Origin of the sequence: Escherichia whittamii (assembly GCF_014836715.1) — a bacterium.
Classification (GTDB): Bacteria; Pseudomonadota; Gammaproteobacteria; order Enterobacterales; family Enterobacteriaceae; genus Escherichia; species Escherichia whittamii.
Window position 1 is genome coordinate 135,043 of record NZ_JACSQI010000004.1, and the last position, 19,129, is coordinate 154,171.

Here is a 19,129-nt window from a genome sequence, read left to right on the forward strand (position 1 = left end):
TGCATCGCCGTGCCAGACTGGTTATAAGGTGCGTTTTAACGTAATGGTGGAACACCTGATGAGCGATGTACCTTTCTGGCAAAGTAAAACCCTGGATGAAATGAGCGATGCAGAATGGGAGTCGTTGTGTGATGGTTGTGGTCAGTGCTGTCTGCATAAACTGATGGATGAAGACACCGACGAAATCTACTTCACTAACGTCGCCTGCCGTCAGCTCAATATTAAAACCTGTCAATGTCGGAACTACGAACGCCGCTTCGAGTTTGAACCCGACTGCATTAAATTAACTCGTGAAAATCTGCCCACGTTCGAATGGCTACCGTTGACTTGTGCTTATCGCTTGTTGGCGGAGGGTAAAGATTTACCTGCGTGGCATCCGCTACTTACCGGCTCAAAAGCAGCCATGCATGGCGAACGCATTTCAGTGCGCCATATCGCGGTGAAAGAATCGGAAGTGATGGACTGGCAGGACCATATCTTAAATAAACCTGACTGGGCGCAATAACCAGCATCAGTCAAGCAGCAGCTTGCGGTATTCTGGTCATCAATAACAAGGTCTGGCGTACAGTGTGTTAGCGATTTGCTACCGAGGAATAAATAAACCAGATTTTCCAGGCGTGTCGCCAGAGTGCCGCGATGAAGTCGGGGCTGGCGGTATATTGGAGGATCGGTATTATAATTATTGCAGTCAGAAATTAATTGTTGATGATAATATAAAATAGCGTTATCAGTCTGACTCTGTCGACGTTTATGAAAACGGATATCTCGTTAGTTTATGCTTCTTTATTGATTATAAAATATTTTTTACTGGTGGTCTGAAGTATTAATCCTGAATCCTGCAAAAAAATTCCGAGCTAAAAAGTGAGCACGTCATCACTGTTTCTAAGGAAATAGCAGCACGCGAAAAATGATAATCTGCGTTATGACTATAATTCAAATGCCGTAACCGATGGACACATTCATTAGACCGCCTGAACAAGCATGGTTATTCTCCTTAGGTGTCCTGGTGGATATAAAGCGAAAGACGGTAAATTTGTACATTAAACGACTTTGTTATATATCCGAACACACAGCCTGTGTTACAAGTCTTGATATAAAAATACTCGTGAATATGCTTGTATACTCGTCATACTTCAGGTTGCAGGACAAAACGCTACTGCCGTGTTGTCCTGTAACTCGAATTATTTAGAGTATAGAAAGCGAAAAGAAACGCGGCTGTCGGATTGGAGCCGCGGGACAAGGTCCAAAAATTTCCAAGAGTTGTTGAATTTCCCAGCTTTTTTGGAAGCACAGGTATCTTACTAATAAATAAAAAAGGTTTAAACTATAAAATTAACCGTAATTTTAGGTAATGCTTACCGACATATCCATACAGCGTTCAGACGGTTAACAGTGGGGCAGTAATCGGTGTGCAGCAGAGACTGGTCAGGGGTACATAAGACTGACGTAACGTTGCGATAGGTGATTAATGTCGCCAGCATTACGTTAAGCAGTCATAGCGACTATTAAGGATCAGCCTACGCAGCGACAGATATTGATAGCCTGAATCAGTATTGATCTGCTGACAAGAACAGACTACTGTATATAAAAACAGTGTTACTTCAGGCAGATTATTATGTTGTTTATCAAGCCTGCGGATCTCCGCGAAATTGTGACTTTTCCGCTATTTAGTGATCTTGTTCAATGTGGCTTTCCTTCACCGGCAGCGGATTACGTTGAACAGCGTATCGATCTGAATCAATTGCTTATTCAGCATCCCAGCGCGACTTACTTCGTCAAAGCGAGCGGTGACTCCATGATTGAAGGTGGGATTAGTGACGGTGATTTATTGATTGTCGATAGCGCTCTTACTGCCAGCCACGGTGATATCGTCATCGCTGCTGTTGATGGCGAGTTTACGGTGAAAAAATTGCAGTTGCGCCCGACGGTACAGCTTATTCCTATGAATAGCGCGTACTCACCGATTACCCTCAGCAGCGAGGATACGCTGGATGTCTTTGGCGTAGTTGTCCATGTAATAAAGGCGATGCGCTGATGTTTGCCCTTTGCGATGTGAACGCGTTTTATGCCAGTTGTGAAGCGGTGTTTCGCCCTGACTTATGGGGTAAACCGGTGGTTGTACTATCTAATAACGACGGTTGCGTTATTGCCCGAAATGCTGAGGCAAAGGCGCTGGGCGTCAAAATGGGCGATCCCTGGTTCAAACAAAAAGATCTGTTTCGTCGCTGTGGCGTTGTCTGCTTTAGCAGCAATTATGAGCTTTACGCAGACATGAGCAATCGGGTGATGTCGACGCTGGAAGAGCTGTCTCCTCGCGTGGAGATTTACAGTATTGATGAAGCGTTCTGCGATTTGACGGGGGTACGTAATTGCCGCGATCTCACTGACTTTGGCAGAGAAATTCGCGCAACGGTACTGCAACGCACGCATCTCACCGTGGGGGTGGGTATCGCCCAGACCAAAACGCTGGCAAAGCTTGCCAATCATGCGGCAAAAAAATGGCAGCGGCAGACCGGTGGGGTGGTGGATTTATCTAATCGGGAACGCCAGCGTAAATTAATGGCCGCTTTACCTGTAGATGAAGTGTGGGGAATTGGACGGCGCATCAGCAAAAAATTGAACGCGATGGGTATCAAAACCGTTCTGGATTTGGCGGATACAGATATCCGGTTTATTCGTAAACACTTTAATGTGGTGCTCGAACGAACGGTGCGTGAACTGCGCGGCGAACCCTGTTTACAGCTGGAAGAATTTGCACCGGCCAGGCAGGAAATTATCTGTTCCCGCTCGTTTGGCGAACGTATCACGGATTATGAATCGATGCGGCAGGCCATTTGTAGTTACGCTGCCCGGGCGGCGGAAAAACTCCGCAGTGAGCATCAATATTGTCGGTTTATCTCCACGTTTATTAAAACGTCGCCATTTGCGCTCAATGAATCCTATTATGGCAATAGTGCGTCGGTAAAACTGCTGACGCCTACCCAGGACAGCAGAGACATTATTAACGCAGCTACGCGCTGTCTGGACACCATCTGGCAAGCGGGTCATCGCTACCAAAAAGCGGGCGTGATGCTGGGCGATTTCTTCAGTCAGGGAGTGGCGCAGCTCAATTTGTTCGATGACAACGCACCGCGTCCCGGTAGTGAACAATTGATGGCGGTAATGGATATGCTGAATGCTAAGGATGGCAGGAGAACACTCTATTTTGCCGGGCAGGGTATCCAGCAACAATGGCAGATGAAGCGTGCCATGCTTTCACCACGTTATACAACGCGAAGTTCTGATTTACTGAGGGTCAAGTAAACATAGCGGCAGGAAAAAGACGCTCCCGCAGAAGCGCCGAATTGATTAGCGACCAAACAGGTCCCGTTTTTTCGCTTTAAACGGCTGGGAAATCACCACCAGAACCGCAACAATCAGGTAAGCGACAAAGATACCGAGCAGCCACTGTGGCATTTCCAGACCTAAAAACTCCCACTGACGTTCGGCACAATCGCCAGAGGCGACAAACACTTGCGGCACCCATTTGTCCAGCGGCAGCCAGTCCGGGAAGCGAACCATAAAATCACAGGTCGCAAACGGAGAAGGATAGAGTTGAAGCATGGTGTGTTCGTAAGTTAACTGCACACCGCGGAACGCACTGTATAACCAGATAATCATCGCCACATAACGCAGCGGAGTTTTCGGAGCAATAGCGCCAATCAGCGCGGCACCCAGAACGCCGAATAACGCGCAGCGTTCATAAATACAAAGCACGCAAGGTTTAAGTAACATCACATGCTGGAACCACAGCGCCGTCAGTTCCAGTGCCAGAGCGGTAAACGCCATTAACAGCCACGCCCCCCGACCCTGTGAACATTGGTTCAAAAATCGCAACATAATAATATCCCTGCAATATGCATAGAATGCGCAGTTTAAACCAATTCATTCGCTGCGCCACCAGGGGGAATCAAAAATCGATCGTAATCGAACAATTATCGGGCGAAAAGGCAAACCGGGCATCAATATGCCCGGTCAGTTGTTATCAAAGTGCTGCTATCCACCCCATCTGCATAAACCATTCGGTTGCAGGGGCAAGAGTAAACTCGACACAGAGCAGTCCGACGAGAGTCAGTACGAGGGTATAAGGCAGGGCCATCCACACCATGCGGCCATAAGAGAGGCGAATCAATGGCGCGAGTGCGGAAGTCAGCAGGAACAAGAATGCAGCCTGACCGTTCGGCGTAGCGACGGAGGGCAGATTGGTGCCGGTATTAATGGCGACCGCCAGCAGCTCGTATTGCTTCAACGTGATAGCGCCGCTTTCCATTGCCGCTTTCGCTTCGTTGATATAAATCGTCCCTACGAAGACGTTATCCGAAATGGATGACAGCAGACCGTTGAAAATATAGAACAACGACAGCTGTGCATGTTCCGATGCTTGCAGCACAAACTGGATAATAGGGGAGAACAGCTGCTGGTCGATAATTACTGCGACTACCGAGAAAAAGACGGTCAACAGTGCGGTGAATGGCAGAGATTCGGTGAAGGCTTTACCGATAGCATGCTCATCGGTCACACCACTCAGTGATGTCGCCAGAATAATGACCGACAAACCAATCAGCCCCACTTCTGCCAGATGCAACGCCAGCGCAGTCACCAGCCAGACACCGATAATCGCCTGGACAATCAGACGAATTTTATCCTGACGTGTACGTTGGCGGCGGCTTTGATCGTCAAACTGTTGCAGCACTTCGCGGACTTTCTCCGGCAGTGTTTCACCATAGCCAAACCAACGCAGCTTCTCCACCAACAGGCAAGTTAACAGGCCGCAAATCAGAACCGGAACGGTCACTGGTGACATGCGCAGGAAGAAATCGCCAAAATGCCAGCCAGCGGCTTTGGCGATAATCAGGTTTTGCGGCTCACCCACCATGGTCATCACGCCACCTAATGCGGTACCGACGCCTGCGTGCATCATCAGACTACGCAGAAAACCACGGAACTGCTCCAGAACAACTTTGTAATGCTGGTCGATATGACTATCGTCTTGCAGGTCGGTATCTTCGATGCGGGAAGAGGCTACACGGTGATAAATGCCATAAAAACCTACTGCAACGCTGATCACCACCGCCACGACGGTTAAGGCATCGAGGAACGCGGAGAGAAACGCCGCCGCCATGCAAAAAGAGAGCGATAGCAGCATTTTGGAGCGAATGCTTAATAGCAAGCGAGTAAAAATGAACAGCAACAGCTGTTTCATAAAATAGATGCCCGCCACCATAAACATCAGTAGCAGCAAGACTTCAAGATTCGCCGCCACCTCTTCACGGACGTGCTCCGCGCTGGTCATGCCGATGAAGACGGCTTCGATAGCCAACAGGCCGCCGGGGAGCAGCGGGTAGCATTTCAGGGCCATCGCCAGAGTGAAAATAAATTCCGCTACCAGCAACCAGCCAGCGACGAAAGGGCTGATGAGGAAAATTAACGGATTTACGATTAAGAAAATGATGAGGGCGAGTTTGTACCAGTCGGGGGACTGGCCCAAAAAATTGCGCCATAGCGCGCGGCCCCAGGAGATCTCCATGATGGTTTCCCTTACCTTACGAATAATCAATGATGTTTTTATGTTTAAGCGCAAAGCTTAACGGTCAGGCAGGAGTGAGGCAAGTATTGATAGTCAAGGGGAAGACTTGCGGAAAATGAAGCCTTGATCCCTTTTTTCTTCTTTTTGTCTGCTATCAGCGTAGTTAGCCCTCTGGTATGATGAGTCCAACTTTGTTTTGCTGTGTTATGGAAATCTCACTATGGTCATTAAGGCGCAAAGCCCGGCGGGTTTCGCGGAAGAGTACATTATTGAAAGTATCTGGAATAACCGCTTCCCTCCCGGGACTATTTTGCCCGCAGAACGTGAACTTTCAGAATTAATTGGCGTAACGCGTACTACGTTACGTGAAGTGTTACAACGTCTGGCACGAGACGGTTGGTTGACCATTCAACACGGCAAGCCGACGAAAGTGAATAATTTCTGGGAAACCTCCGGGTTGAATATTCTTGAGACGCTGGCACGACTGGATCACGAAAGTGTGCCGCAGCTTATTGATAATTTGCTGTCAGTGCGTACCAATATTTCGACTATTTTTATTCGCACCGCGTTTCGTCAGCATCCTGATAAAGCGCAAGAAGTGCTGGCAACCGCCAATGAAGTGGCCGATCACGCCGACGCCTTTGCTGACCTGGATTACAACATTTTCCGCGGTCTGGCGTTTGCTTCCGGTAACCCAATTTACGGTCTGATCCTCAACGGGATGAAAGGACTGTATACGCGAATTGGTCGTCACTATTTCGCTAATCCGGAGGCGCGCAGCCTGGCACTGGGCTTCTACCACAAGCTATCGGTACTGTGCACTGAAGGCGCGCATGATCAGGTTTACGAAACAGTGCGCCGCTATGGGCATGAGAGTGGCGAGATATGGCATCGGATGCAGAAAAATCTGCCGGGTGATTTAGCCATTCAGGGGCGATAATCTTGCTATCCTGATGACAAAGGCATAATCGCCTGATGCGCTACGCTTATCAGGCCTACGTGTTTTTTGCAATGTATTGAATTTGCCATGCTTTGTAGGCCGGATAGGGCATTTACGCCGCATCCGGCAAAAATGAGCCCTCCTCAAATGAGGAGGGTTATTTACAGATTTCCCATTCTTGGCGGGCAACGCTCCAGCAACTCGACGCTACCATCTTCGTTTTGCTGTTCCAGCATCACATCAAATCCCCACAGACGATGCACATGCTTCAGCACCTCTTTACGCCCCCGGTCCAGCGGAGCGCGGTTATGCGGAATGTAGCGCAGCGTCAATGAACGGTCGCCGCGTAAATCCACGTTCCAGATCTGAATGTTCGGTTCCAGATTACTTAAGTTATATTGCGACGATAATCGGTTACGGATCTCCCGATAACCTTCCTCATTATGAATGGCCGAAATTTCCAGATAATTATGGCGATCGTCGTCCTGAACAGTGAAGAAGCGAAAATCACGCATCACTTTAGGTGACAGGAACTGGCTGATAAAGCTCTCATCTTTGAAATCACGCATTGCAAAATGCAATGTTTCCAGCCAGTCAGAACCGGCGATATCCGGGAACCAGTATTTGTCTTCTTCTGTCGGCGACTGACAAATCCGTTTAATATCCTGGAACATGGCGAAACCAAGCGCATACGGATTTATTCCGCTGTACCACGGGCTGTTATAGGGCGGCTGGAAAACTACATTGGTGTGGCTGTGCAAAAACTCCAGCATAAAGCGTTCGGTCACTTTTCCTTCATCATACAGATGGTTAAGGATGGTGTAGTGCCAGAAGGTCGCCCAGCCTTCATTCATCACCTGGGTCTGTTTCTGCGGATAAAAATACTGGCTTACTTTACGCACAATACGCAGGATTTCACGCTGCCATGATTCCAGCAGTGGCGCATTTTTTTCCATAAAATAAAGCAGGTTTTCTTGTGGCTCGGAAGGATAGCGGCGTGCTTCAGCAACAGTTTTCTCTTCCTCGCGCTTCGGCAGCGTACGCCACAGCATGTTGACCTGACTTTGCAGATACTCTTCGCGACTTTTCTGCCGGGCTTTCTCCTCCTGGAGAGAGATTTTTTGCGGTCGTTTGTAACGGTCCACACCGTAGTTCATCAGGGCATGACAGGAGTCCAGCAGCCGTTCTACTTCATCAACGCCATAACGCTCTTCGCACTCGGTAATATATTTACGCGCGAAAATCAGGTAATCGACGATCGAACTGGCGTCGGTCCAGCTACGGAATAAGTAATTGTTTTTGAAGAAAGAGTTATGTCCATAGCAGGCGTGTGCCATCACTAGTGCCTGCATGGTGATGGTGTTCTCTTCCATCAGGTAAGCGATACACGGGTTGGAGTTAATGACGATTTCATAGGCCAGCCCTTGCTGGCCGTGCTTATACAGACGTTCGGTTTCGATAAACTTTTTACCGAATGACCAGTGCGGATAGTTAATCGGCATGCCGACGCTGGAGTAGGCATCCATCATCTGTTCCGAAGTGATCACTTCAATCTGGTGCGGGTAGGTATCCAGCCGATAGAGTTTCGCCACCCGGTCTATCTCTGCAAGGTAAACATCCAGCAGGTCGAACGTCCAGTCGGGTCCATCGCTCAAACGTGTGGTGTCCTTATTCATAGAATCGATCGTCGCCATACGCGCACCTCATTGTTGTCGGCGCTCTCTGTGTGGAACGCCTCATTTCAAGCATAGAACACCTGTTAAAAACCGCGTCACCGGAGAATTTTTTTCTTTGCGATTTCTTATTATCGGAGTGCCAATAATTAGCTTCTCAACGGAATTTTCTGCTGGATAAAAAGCACGTTCAGCAGGAGATACCAAAGACAGCATATTCCCGCCGTGTCAGGGAGATGTGAGCCAGCTCACCATAAAAAAGCAGTATGTTGAATAATATTTTCAACTGAGTTATCAAGATGTAATTAGATTATTATTCTTTTACTGTATCTACCGTTATCGGAGTGGCTATGCGAGTTGTCATACTGGGAAGTGGTGTGGTAGGCGTTGCCAGCGCCTGGTATCTGAATCAGGCAGGACATGAGGTCACCGTCATTGATCGGGAACCGGGGGCGGCTCTTGAAACCAGCGCAGCGAATGCCGGGCAAATCTCCCCGGGATATGCCGCGCCGTGGGCGGCACCAGGCGTGCCTTTAAAAGCGATTAAATGGATGTTTCAGCGCCATGCGCCGCTGGCTGTTCGTCTCGATGGTACGCAGTTCCAGTTGAAATGGATGTGGCAAATGTTACGTAACTGCGATACCAGCAATTATATGGAAAATAAAGGGCGGATGGTGCGCCTGGCGGAATACAGTCGTGATTGCCTGAAAGCATTACGCGCAGAGACAAATATCCAGTATGAAGGGCGGCAGGGCGGGACGCTGCAACTGTTCCGTACTGAACAACAGTATGAAAACGCCACTCGCGATATCGCCGTGCTGGAAGATGCTGGTGTGCCGTACAAATTACTGGAGTCCAGCCGCCTGGCAGAAGTGGAGCCCGCGCTGGCGGAAGTGGCGCATAAACTGACCGGCGGTCTGCAACTGCCTAATGACGAAACCGGAGACTGCCAGCTGTTTACCCAGAATCTGGCGAGGATGGCGGAGCAGGCGGGGGTTAAATTCCGCTTTAATACGCCAGTTGATCAGCTGCTTTGTGACGGCGAACAAATCTACGGTGTGAAGTGTGGTGATGAAGTGATTAAGGCCGATGCGTATGTTATGGCGTTTGGTTCTTACTCGACGGCGATGCTTAAAGACATTGTTGATATTCCTGTATATCCACTGAAGGGGTATTCCCTGACCATTCCGATTGCGCAGGAAGATGGTGCGCCGGTGTCCACCATTCTTGATGAAACCTACAAAATCGCCATTACCCGTTTCGATAACCGTATCCGCGTCGGCGGAATGGCGGAAATTGTTGGTTTTAATACTGAACTGTTACAGCCGCGTCGTGAAACGCTGGAAATGGTAGTTCGCGATCTCTATCCGCGTGGCGGTCATGTCGAGCAGGCCACGTTCTGGACCGGTCTGCGCCCGATGACGCCAGACGGCACGCCGATTGTTGGTCGCACACGCTTCAAAAATCTGTGGCTGAATACCGGTCACGGCACGCTCGGCTGGACGATGGCTTGCGGTTCCGGTCAGTTGTTAAGCGATCTGCTCTCTGGTCGCACGCCCGCTATCCCGTATGAGGATTTAAGCGTAGCGCGCTACAACCGTGGATTTGCGCCATCACGCCCGGGCCATTTACATGGCGCGCACAGCTAAGGAATCGAGATGACCAGACCGATACAGGCCAGCCTCGATCTACAGGCATTAAAACAGAATCTGAACATTGTCCGCCAGGCTGCGCCGCATGCGCGCGTCTGGTCGGTGGTAAAAGCGAACGCGTATGGGCACGGCATTGAGCGTATCTGGAGTGCGCTCGGGGCGACCGATGGCTTTGCCTTACTTAATCTGGAAGAGGCCATTACCCTACGTGAGCGAGGCTGGAAAGGGCCGATCCTCATGTTGGAAGGCTTTTTCCACGCCCAGGATCTGGAGATTTATGACCAGTATCGCCTGACTACCTGTGTTCACAGTAACTGGCAGCTCAAAGCGTTGCAAATCGCGCGACTAAAAGCACCACTGGATATTTATCTTAAAGTAAACAGTGGAATGAATCGGCTGGGCTTCCTGCCCGATCGCGTGTCCACCGTCTGGCAGCAACTGCGGGCGATGGCTAATGTTGGCGAAATGACCTTGATGTCGCATTTTGCCGAGGCCGAGCATCCTGATGGGATCACCGAGGCGATGGCGCGTGTTGACCAGGCGGCGGAAGGACTTGAGTGCCGACGCTCGTTGTCTAATTCGGCGGCGACGCTGTGGCATCCGGAAGCGCATTTTGACTGGGTGCGTCCGGGGATTGTTTTGTATGGTGCATCACCGTCCGGTCAGTGGCGTGATATCGCCAATACCGGATTACGTCCGGTAATGACGTTAAGCAGCGAGATAATTGGGATCCAGACGCTAAAAGCGGGAGATCGTGTGGGCTATGGTGGTCGCTATACCGTGCGTGATGAACAGCGAATTGGCATTGTTGCCGCCGGATACGCCGACGGTTATCCGCGTCATGCGCCAACCGGTACACCGGTTTTGGTGGACGGCGTGCGCACCATAACGGTGGGGACTGTCTCGATGGATATGCTGGCGGTAGATTTAACACCTTGCCCGCAGGCGGGAATTGGTACACCGGTTGAGTTGTGGGGCAAAGAAATCAAAATTGATGATGTCGCCGCCGCTGCCGGAACCGTTGGCTATGAGTTGATGTGCGCGCTGGCGTTACGTGTGCCTGTTGTGACGGTGTAACGTGTTGTGGCCGGATACGATGCAACCAGCGTCGCATCCGGCGATACAAGACGCATTAAACTTAAGATTCGGCTTCTTCCTCCGCTACCCGAACGCCAATCTTCAGCACTTCATTATCTTCTTTCTCGGCCACCGTCCAGATCATCCCGGCAAACTCCACCTGGTCACCGACAACCGGAGCCGCGCCTAACAATTGCTGGACAATTTCCCCCAGCGTTTGCTGTTTATCTCGATACTCCCGACCGTCTTCCAGACCATATATCAGCGCCACATCGGCATATTTGGCACTGGCTTCAAGAATGAAATCACCAAAGAAGCGTTGATCCAGCGCGACCGGCGGTGACTGGCTGAACAATTTACCGAGCGCCGGGAGATCGCGTTCCCGACCAATTACACACAATACATCGCCTTCACGCAGTCGGGTGCTGCCGGTGGGATGAAGCAACTGGTTATCACGAAACAGTGCCGCAATACGTGTCTCTTTCGGCATATGCAGATCGCGCAGCGCCGCGCCCACGCACCATTTATCGGCACTCAACTGATAAACAAACTGCTCCCAGGGGTTTTCCGGGTGAATATCAAGGCCAACGCGTGATACCGGGCGTCCAACGGGCGGAACCACCACTTTGGCTTTTTTTGCGGCCCACGAGAGTGACGTTCCCTGTAACAATAGCGAAACCAGAACCACGAAGAAGGCGACATTAAAGAACAGCCGTGCATTCTCCAGGCCCGCCATCATCGGGAATACCGCCAGGATAATTGGCACCGCGCCGCGCAGACCGACCCAACTGATAAATACGCGCTCGCGCAAATTGAAGCCACGGAACGGCAGCAGTCCGGCAAATACCGACAGGGGACGGGCGAAGAAAATCATCCATGCGGACAAAATGAGCGCCGGAATAGCAATAGGCAGTAAGTCACTCGGGTTAACTAACAAGCCCAGAACAAGGAACATAGCGATTTGTGCCAGCCAGGCGAGGCCGTCGAAATTCTGCAGAATGCCGTAGCGGTTGCGAATAGGGCGATTACCCAGCAGAAAACCGCACAGATAAACCGCCAGAATACCGCTACCTTCTAGCGCGGTGGTTAATGAGAAAATCAGAATACCGCCGCTTAATGCCAGCAATGGATATAACCCGGCAGGCAGGGCGATGCGGTTGATCATTTGCAGCAGCAAATAACCGCCGCCAAGACCTATTACAATGCCCAGGCCAAATTGTTGCAGAATATCGACAATGAACATCCAGCTAATATTGCTTTCATGATGCTGGATCATCGCAATCAGGGTAATGGTCAGAAAGACGGCCATCGGATCATTACTGCCGGATTCTATTTCCAGCGTCGAGCCAACACGTTCGTTAAGCCCCTTGCCGCCAAGCAGAGAAAATACCGCTGCGGCATCCGTGGAACCGACGATTGCGCCGATTAATAAGCCTTCAATCAAATTGAGATTAAACAGCCACGCCGCCATCATGCCGGTTAAACCAGATGTAATCAGCACGCCCACCGTCGCCAGCGACAGCGCCGGACCTAACGCCACGCGAAATGAACTGGCCTGGGTGCGCATCCCGCCGTCGAGCAAAATAATTGCCAGTGCGAGGTTACTTACCATGTAAGCAAAAGGATAATTATCAAACGGGATGCCGCCGACACCATCAACCCCCGCCAGCATGCCAATTGCCAGAAAAATAACCAGAATGGGAATACCAAGACGGGAAGAAAATGAACTAAGTAAAATACTGCTGGTGACAAGGATGGATCCTAAGATGAAAAGGCTAATTATTGTTGTGGCATCCAACGGTCGGTTACTCCTGATTACGCTGTCTCTTATATAAACCCTACCATATTAGCGGCAGAGACAGCGTTTTACTTAGCCCTGAAGCGTGATTTTTTTACACTTTAAGAACAGGATGACCGCTAATCGTCAACTGCGTGCCTTCCTGGGTGTTATTAAGGATGGCATGTGCGCCCAACGGCAGCGTAACCGTGCGTTGCTCATGACCAAAATCGAGGCCGGTAATGAGTGGAATCGACAGGCGGGAACGCAAAAACGCGTACACTGACTCCAGGTTGTAACCCGCGTCATAATCATTGGGCGTGCTACCACTGAAGCTACCGAGGATAATCGCCTTCTGACGTTGTAAAATTCCGGCATGATAGAGCTGCAACAGCATACGTTCGACGCGGAAAGGGTGCTCGTTAATATCTTCCAGCACAAGAATACCGTTCTCAATTTGCGGCATCCATGGCGTACCAATCAGCGAAATCAGCATCGCGAGATTGCCGCCCCACAACGTGCCTTCGGTCCGACACGTCGGGCCTTCCCCTTGCCATTCAATGGTGAATGTTTCATTGCGTAATGCCAGCCAGAAATGGTGTTCGGTAAAGGCGTTCAGCTCTTCCGCGCCAAAATTAGCCACCAGCATCGGGCCGCTAAAGGTGATGACATTACCCTGGGCCAGCAGTCCACACTGGATGGCTGTGAAATCGCTATGCCCGCAGATCAGCAACGGATCATGTTGTTGGCGAGCAACCAGCGCCTGCCAGTCAATATCCGCCAGTAAGCGGCTGGCACCGTAACCGCCGCGAACCGCCAGAACGATAGTGTTGGGTGACGTTAGCCCTGCAAGGGAATTAATATCCGCCAGACGCTCCGTTTCCGTACCTGCAAACCGCTCACAGCGACGGGCAATGACCTCTACGTTATTGACCTGATGACCCGCATCCATCAGGCGTTGAATACCGCGCTGCGCGGCGTGCTGATTAATGCAGTAACCCGACGGGGCGATTAAGTGAAACTGAGACATGGCAATTCCTTGCTGACAACAGAAACGAATTGTATATCATGCCGCTTAGGTGTGCCGTTGTCACCTCAACGGCGATTCCAGGCTATAAGGATAGATGAAGTGAAATTGAGATGGTTTGCCTTTTTGATTGTGTTATTAGCTGGTTGTGCATCAAAACATGACTACACGAACCCCCCGTGGAATGCGAAAGTTCCGGTACAACGTGCAATGAAGTGGATGCCAATAAGTCAGAAAGCCGGTGCGGCCTGGGGTGTCGATCCACAATTGATCACGGCGATTATCGCTATCGAATCGGGCGGTAACCCGAACGCGGTGAGTAAGTCGAATGCGATTGGTCTGATGCAGCTAAAAGCCTCTACGTCCGGACGTGATGTTTATCGTCGCATGGGCTGGAGTGGCGAACCGACGACCAGTGAGCTGAAAAATCCGGAGCGTAATATCTCAATGGGGGCGGCTTACCTGAATATTCTGGAAACCGGCCCGCTGGCAGGTATTGAAGATCCGAAAGTACTGCAATATGCGCTGGTGGTGTCATACGCTAACGGGGCTGGCGCACTGCTACGGACTTTCTCCTCAGATCGGAAAAAGGCGATCAGCAAAATCAACGATCTGGACGCTGACGAGTTCCTCGATCACGTAGCGAGAAATCACCCCGCGCCGCAGGCTCCACGCTATATCTACAAACTCGAGCAGGCTCTGGACGCAATGTAACTCAGTCGCGTACTTTGTCCGCTTTCTCACGGGCTTCCCGCTCTAGTGAGAAAATAATCCGCTGTAATTGCCGCTCCACCGTCGGGCTGACGTTAAGAAAACGAAAGCTCAGACGGGGAGTGGAGATGGTTTCATTTTTACCATCAATCAATTTACGCTCACTGATCGTCAGTAACTGGGCGTCAAAGTGAAAAATGCCCCATTGCCCCATGTTGACTTCAATCTGTGCAAAGCGCATGCCTTCTTGTAATCCGGCTGGTTTTGCCGTTTCCAGTAATGCCCCCATTCCCCCCAGTGATAAGTCGAAAAGACGAAAATGTAACGTGCTGTTATCCGCCAGTTTGGTCTGGCAATAATAAGGCGGATGAAGTGGGGCGGAGATGCGGAAATATCTGCGTCGCTGCACAAACCACAGAGCGGGAGGTGGTGCGGTAATAAAGGCCGGAAGCCGCAGGTATTCACTTTGCTGTAATTGTTCAACAGTAAACTCGACTTTCGCACCCTGAGTTTCGGCGGTAATGGTAATGTGCTGCGCCTTAAGCACGGCATTGTTGTCTTCAGCTTGACTACCGTAATCCAGCATCAGTTTATCAGGGCTTATAGCCAGTATTTTGCTGATCAGTTGACCGTCAGTCCAACTGATACGCAAGGGAATTGCGGCTTTATGCAAATCGCGTAAAACGCCCAGCACTGCTAAAGGATTTTGTTTCAGGAACTGCTCATGGTAGTGACTCACGCGGAAAAACTCCTGACCGACAAACTGTCTTTGGTTTATCGGTAGCAATTAACAAAACTTTATACAAGTGCGAGTTTTTTTATATTCCGGCTGCAAATCAACCGCCAGACGCCCGACATCAAACTTACCCTTGCCTATACTTAGAGCGTTGACGTAAGCATTTCTTGCGTCCTGTTCATAGAAACGAGGGCCTGAACATGGGAATTATTGCCTGGATTATTTTTGGCCTGATAGCCGGCATTATCGCCAAGCTGATCATGCCGGGGCGTGATGGTGGTGGATTTTTCCTGACCTGTATTCTCGGGATAGTCGGTGCGGTTGTCGGCGGCTGGCTGGCAACCATGTTTGGCATTGGCGGCTCCATCAGTGGTTTTAATTTGCACAGCTTCCTGGTGGCGGTGGTGGGAGCTATTCTCGTTCTGGGGGTATTTCGCCTCTTGCGAAGAGAATAAGTGTATCCAAAGACGGATAGCGGTGCTGACACCGCTATCCGTTGTCAAATTATGATTAAATCTAAACCAGACCAAACTGCAACGTCATCCAGATAAGCAGAATGACGTTGTTGGGTAAAAGAACGTTAATGCGAAGGTTCTGCGACTTTGGTGGTTGGCTGTGTTGTTGATTTACTGGTCGAGCGCGTTGTTGGAACGTTGTCACACGGTTGCTCTTTCGGGCAGATCAAATCCAGCATTTTCAGCGTGACGCCATTGGTCCAGCCAAAGCCATCCTGCAACGGATATTCGCCACCGCCGCCACCCGTTCCGGTGGTACTGACATCATATTTCTCGACCAGTTTTTTCTCCCGGTCATAAGTGTGCTGAACATTGGTCAGGAAGTGCCAGCTAATATCCATAGCCACCTCGTTCTGCCCGTAGTTCTGCAATCCTTCGGCAGCGACCCATTGCAACGGCGCCCAGCCATTTGGCGCATCCCATTGTTGTCCACTTTTCACCGATGTGGTGTTCAGTCCGCCTGGTTGCAATAGATGTGTTTTAGTAGCGGCAGCCATTTTGGTCGCGCGATCTTTTGCCGCTGCATTGACATAAAGCGGGAACAGGGCGGCGGCAGTTAACTGATTGCGCACTTTATTGCTCTTCAGATCGTAGTCGGCATACCAACCATGTTGATCGTTCCACAGGTATTTTTCGATCCCTTTCTGACGGGCATTGGCGAGCGTCTCGTATTGGCTGGCCATCGCGTTATCCCCGGCGGCTTTACTGGCGCGGGAGAGGATTTTCTCCATTTTATACATCAGACTATTGAGATCGACCGGTACGATGCTGGTGGTGCGTAACGTATTTAACTGCTGCGGGTTGTCCATCCAGCGTGAGCTGAAATCCCAGCCAGACGCGGCAGCAGAACGCAGATCGCGGTAAATTTCAGCGGCAGGTCGGTTCGGATTGCTTTTGGCGGTGGCAATATCTTCTACCCACGACTCCGGACGTGGCGTATCGTGATCATCCCAGTAGCGGTTAAGAATAGTGCCATCCTTGAGTTTAACAACGCGCTTTTCCTGTTGTCCGGCCTGTAGGTTTTCAATACCGTCCATCCAGTACGCGTACTCTTTTTGCAGTTGCGGCAGATATTGTTTCAACGCGTCGTCACCTTCGTGTTGCGCGAGTAACTCCACCATCAAGGCAAAAAATGGCGGCTGCGATCGGCTCAAATAATAGCTGCGGTTACCGTTTGGAATATGCCCATAAGTATCTATTTCATAACCAAAGTTCGCCACCATGTCAGCCACTTTATCCCAGTGACCGCTTTCAGCAAGCCCCAGCATGGTGAAGTAACTGTCCCAGTAATACACTTCGCGAAAACGCCCTCCCGGCACGACATAGGGCTCTGGCAACGGCAACAAAGAGTCCCATTTTTCGGTACTTTCGGTAGAACGGGTTAACACCGGCCAAAGTCCGTCAATATGTTCGCGCAGTGACTGCCCCTTTGGAGGAACATATTTCTCTCCCTCTTTCGGCAGGGTGAAATTGACGTTAACGAAATGGCGCAGATCGAACCCGCTCTGATTCTGCTGCATCCGGTAGTCTGCGAGGATCATCAATGGATCGCTGTTTGGCACGGCATCGGCAAAAGTTTTTTGATCAGGAAAAAGTTTGGCGTTTTGTACATCGTCAAACAACGGTCCCAACAAAATATCAGGCGATTGTGGTGTGACGGCGATTTCTTCCGCTTGTGCCGATAGCGTGGCAAAACACAATAAAACGGTGGTGGGAATTAACGCCATTCTTTGCAGGTGACGAGGGACAAGTGGTTTCATCAATCATTCTCCTTTGGCGATACCGAACAAAACGGTATTCAAGTATCAGAAAACCTTAGTTCAGGATCGCGGCAACTGCATGATTGAAATCTCATTCTGCGAGGTGTCAGGCATTATGGCCGGTGTAATTAACAGCATCAATAGTGTTGCAATATATTCATAAAATATATGTTGTTTATTAAATGGGCAGTAACTGTTGTTGTGCGATCACAGAAGAAAAAAATCATAAGAATTTAATGAAAAAACATAATAGACCGACCAAAAACTTCCGTGAAGAATTGCGCCAGTGAAAGGTATTCCGTGAATTAAATTTATAGATAAGGATAAAACATGTCTAATGTGGAAAGATTGCCAATAAAAGAAAAAATAGGCTATAGCCTGGGCGATGCTGCCAGCCATATCGTCTTTGATTCTTCTGTTGCCATCCTCGCTTATTTCTATACCGATATTTATGGTCTGCCGCCAGCCGTAATGGGAACCATGTTTTTACTGGTGCGTCTACTGGATGCTATTACCGATCCGATTATGGGGGCAATCGCCGATGCAACCTCATCTCGTTGGGGGCGTTTCCGTCCGTGGCTGTTGGCCATCTGTATACCGTTTGCGGTCAGTTGCGTGCTGGTTTACTCCATTCCTGATTTCTCTGACAGCGGTAAGGTTGTCTATGCGGTTGCCGCCTATATATTTATGACATTAATGTATACGGCTATTAATATTCCTTACTGCTCATTGGGCGCGGCGTTGACGTCCGATCCGCATGAAAACCTGTCACTGCAATCCTGGCGTTTTGCCATCACGCCTATTGGTGGTGCGTTAGGTACTGCATTTATCCTGCCTGTCGCTGACTTCCTCTCTCCTGGGGACCGGGCTACTGGTATCCAGATTGCGATGGCGGTGTTTGGCGTTATTGGCTGCATTATGTTCTTAATCTGTTTCCTGACCACCAAAGAGCGTGTACAACCTATTCAGGAAGAAAATCTTAATATAGCTCGCGATTTGAAAATTCTTTTTAAGAATGATCAGTGGCGCATTCTCTCTGTTTATAATTTTATGATGCTGGTGGCGGTGGTTATCCGTGGCGGTGCTGTTGTTTATTATGTTAATACCGTTTTAAATAAAGGTTCAGATATTCTTACCTGGTTTATGCTCGGCGGAATGTTTGCTTCTATGTTAGGTTCTGTACTGGCGAAACCATTTGGTACTCGCTTTTGTAAAATTAAACTTTCATTCTGGGTTAATATTATTAATGCAGCATTGGGCGTTCTCTGTTATTTCCTGCCGGTAGAATACTGGGTTATTCCATTACTGGCTCATCTGGCAATTCAGATTATTCAGGGCGGAAATGGCGCACTTCAGTGGTCGATGATTACCGATGCGAATAACTATGGTGAATGGAAAACGCGTCGTCGTATTACGGGGATGAACGTTGCTGCGAATATTTTTGTCATCAAACTGGGCGTTGCGGTAGGTGGGGCGGTGATTGGTTGGGTACTGGCTTATTATGGTTATGCAACCAGTAGCACAACTCAATCCGCTAATTCAGTGCAGGGCGTAGTATTACTGTTTACCCTCTTGCCGGCATTCTTCTACTTCCTGACGGCAATTTCTATTAAGTTTTATCTGTTGAATGAAGCGAAAATGAACAAAGTAGTACAGGATTTACAACACGGTCAGTACGCTGGCTAATTACGTACG

The 19,129-nt window shown here is 49.7% G+C and carries 16 protein-coding genes and 1 pseudogene; 10 read left to right on the forward strand and 7 right to left on the reverse strand.

The window, feature by feature from the left end:
- Positions 1 to 58 precede the first annotated feature (58 nt).
- The 3 genes from H9644_RS08480 (at position 59) to umuC (ending at position 3,303) form a co-directional block, all read left to right on the forward strand.
- Positions 59 to 505 (forward strand): YcgN family cysteine cluster protein, encoded by a 447-nt coding sequence (locus tag H9644_RS08480; protein ID WP_064528835.1) that lies wholly within the window; start codon positions 59 to 61, stop codon positions 503 to 505.
- A 1,110-nt stretch (positions 506 to 1,615) separates the two neighbouring features.
- Positions 1,616 to 2,035 (forward strand): translesion error-prone DNA polymerase V autoproteolytic subunit, encoded by a 420-nt coding sequence (locus tag H9644_RS08485; protein WP_064528672.1) that lies wholly within the window; start codon positions 1,616 to 1,618, stop codon positions 2,033 to 2,035.
- Positions 2,035 to 3,303 carry a DNA polymerase V catalytic protein gene (gene umuC, locus H9644_RS08490; RefSeq protein WP_191774177.1) on the forward strand — a complete coding sequence of 423 codons (1,269 nt, stop codon included), beginning with the start codon at positions 2,035 to 2,037 and terminating at the stop codon, positions 3,301 to 3,303. Before H9644_RS08485 ends, umuC begins: the two co-directional genes overlap by 1 nt.
- Positions 3,304 to 3,348: 45 nt before the next feature.
- Here umuC and dsbB read toward each other — a convergent pair whose 3' ends face one another.
- Together dsbB and nhaB are read right to left on the reverse strand one after the other, a co-directional pair.
- Positions 3,349 to 3,879, reverse strand: coding sequence for a disulfide bond formation protein DsbB (gene dsbB, locus H9644_RS08495; protein WP_064528676.1), 531 nt, complete (start codon positions 3,877 to 3,879; stop codon positions 3,349 to 3,351).
- A gap of 145 nt (positions 3,880 to 4,024) precedes the next feature.
- Positions 4,025 to 5,566, reverse strand: a complete 1,542-nt coding sequence (nhaB, locus tag H9644_RS08500; RefSeq protein ID WP_191774179.1) for a Na(+)/H(+) antiporter NhaB — start codon at positions 5,564 to 5,566, stop codon at positions 4,025 to 4,027.
- A gap of 220 nt (positions 5,567 to 5,786) precedes the next feature.
- Here nhaB and fadR point away from each other — a divergent pair, with 220 nt between their 5' ends.
- Complete coding sequence (gene fadR / locus H9644_RS08505) at positions 5,787 to 6,506, forward strand: fatty acid metabolism transcriptional regulator FadR (RefSeq protein ID WP_064528680.1); 720 nt, start codon at positions 5,787 to 5,789, stop codon at positions 6,504 to 6,506.
- Positions 6,507 to 6,667: 161 nt separating this feature from the next.
- Here fadR and H9644_RS08510 read toward each other — a convergent pair whose 3' ends face one another.
- Complete coding sequence (locus H9644_RS08510; protein ID WP_064528682.1) at positions 6,668 to 8,200, reverse strand: SpoVR family protein; 1,533 nt, start codon at positions 8,198 to 8,200, stop codon at positions 6,668 to 6,670.
- A gap of 329 nt (positions 8,201 to 8,529) precedes the next feature.
- Here H9644_RS08510 and dadA point away from each other — a divergent pair, with 329 nt between their 5' ends.
- The 3 genes from dadA to H9644_RS22050 are packed head-to-tail and all read left to right on the forward strand — an operon-like array spanning position 8,530 to position 11,098.
- Positions 8,530 to 9,828: a D-amino acid dehydrogenase gene (gene dadA / locus H9644_RS08515; protein ID WP_191774181.1), complete on the forward strand. Its 1,299-nt coding sequence runs from the start codon at positions 8,530 to 8,532 to the stop codon at positions 9,826 to 9,828.
- Positions 9,829 to 9,837: 9 nt separating this feature from the next.
- Entirely contained in the window at positions 9,838 to 10,908 is a 1,071-nt protein-coding gene (dadX, locus tag H9644_RS08520) for a catabolic alanine racemase DadX (protein WP_191774183.1), read from the forward strand.
- A gap of 19 nt (positions 10,909 to 10,927) precedes the next feature.
- The gene (locus H9644_RS22050; RefSeq protein ID WP_446719062.1) at positions 10,928 to 11,098 is read left to right on the forward strand and encodes a hypothetical protein; all 171 of its coding nucleotides are present in this window, start codon (positions 10,928 to 10,930) and stop codon (positions 11,096 to 11,098) included.
- On the opposite strand, the pseudogene H9644_RS08525 reads toward H9644_RS22050, so the two are convergent.
- Together H9644_RS08525 and ldcA are read right to left on the reverse strand one after the other, a co-directional pair.
- Positions 11,036 to 12,706: pseudogene (locus H9644_RS08525) on the reverse strand (potassium/proton antiporter); the annotation flags it as partial. The gene H9644_RS22050 and the pseudogene H9644_RS08525 overlap by 63 nt on opposite strands.
- A gap of 94 nt (positions 12,707 to 12,800) precedes the next feature.
- Complete coding sequence (gene ldcA / locus H9644_RS08530) at positions 12,801 to 13,715, reverse strand: muramoyltetrapeptide carboxypeptidase (protein WP_064528690.1); 915 nt, start codon at positions 13,713 to 13,715, stop codon at positions 12,801 to 12,803.
- Positions 13,716 to 13,814: 99 nt separating this feature from the next.
- Here ldcA and emtA point away from each other — a divergent pair, with 99 nt between their 5' ends.
- Entirely contained in the window at positions 13,815 to 14,426 is a 612-nt protein-coding gene (gene emtA, locus H9644_RS08535) for a membrane-bound lytic murein transglycosylase EmtA (protein ID WP_064528692.1), read from the forward strand.
- A 1-nt stretch (position 14,427) separates the two neighbouring features.
- Here emtA and ycgR read toward each other — a convergent pair whose 3' ends face one another.
- Positions 14,428 to 15,162, reverse strand: a complete 735-nt coding sequence (ycgR, locus tag H9644_RS08540) for a flagellar brake protein YcgR (protein WP_191774185.1) — start codon at positions 15,160 to 15,162, stop codon at positions 14,428 to 14,430.
- A gap of 197 nt (positions 15,163 to 15,359) precedes the next feature.
- Here ycgR and H9644_RS08545 point away from each other — a divergent pair, with 197 nt between their 5' ends.
- The gene (locus H9644_RS08545; RefSeq protein ID WP_000511315.1) at positions 15,360 to 15,614 is read left to right on the forward strand and encodes a GlsB/YeaQ/YmgE family stress response membrane protein; all 255 of its coding nucleotides are present in this window, start codon (positions 15,360 to 15,362) and stop codon (positions 15,612 to 15,614) included.
- 125 nt (positions 15,615 to 15,739) lie between these two features.
- Here the strand turns inward: H9644_RS08545 and H9644_RS08550 are convergent, their stop codons facing one another.
- Positions 15,740 to 17,434, reverse strand: a complete 1,695-nt coding sequence (locus H9644_RS08550) for an alpha,alpha-trehalase (RefSeq protein WP_191774187.1) — start codon at positions 17,432 to 17,434, stop codon at positions 15,740 to 15,742.
- Positions 17,435 to 17,764: 330 nt separating this feature from the next.
- Here H9644_RS08550 and H9644_RS08555 point away from each other — a divergent pair, with 330 nt between their 5' ends.
- Positions 17,765 to 19,120 carry a glycoside-pentoside-hexuronide (GPH):cation symporter gene (locus H9644_RS08555; protein ID WP_064528698.1) on the forward strand — a complete coding sequence of 452 codons (1,356 nt, stop codon included), beginning with the start codon at positions 17,765 to 17,767 and terminating at the stop codon, positions 19,118 to 19,120.
- Positions 19,121 to 19,129 lie beyond the last annotated feature (9 nt).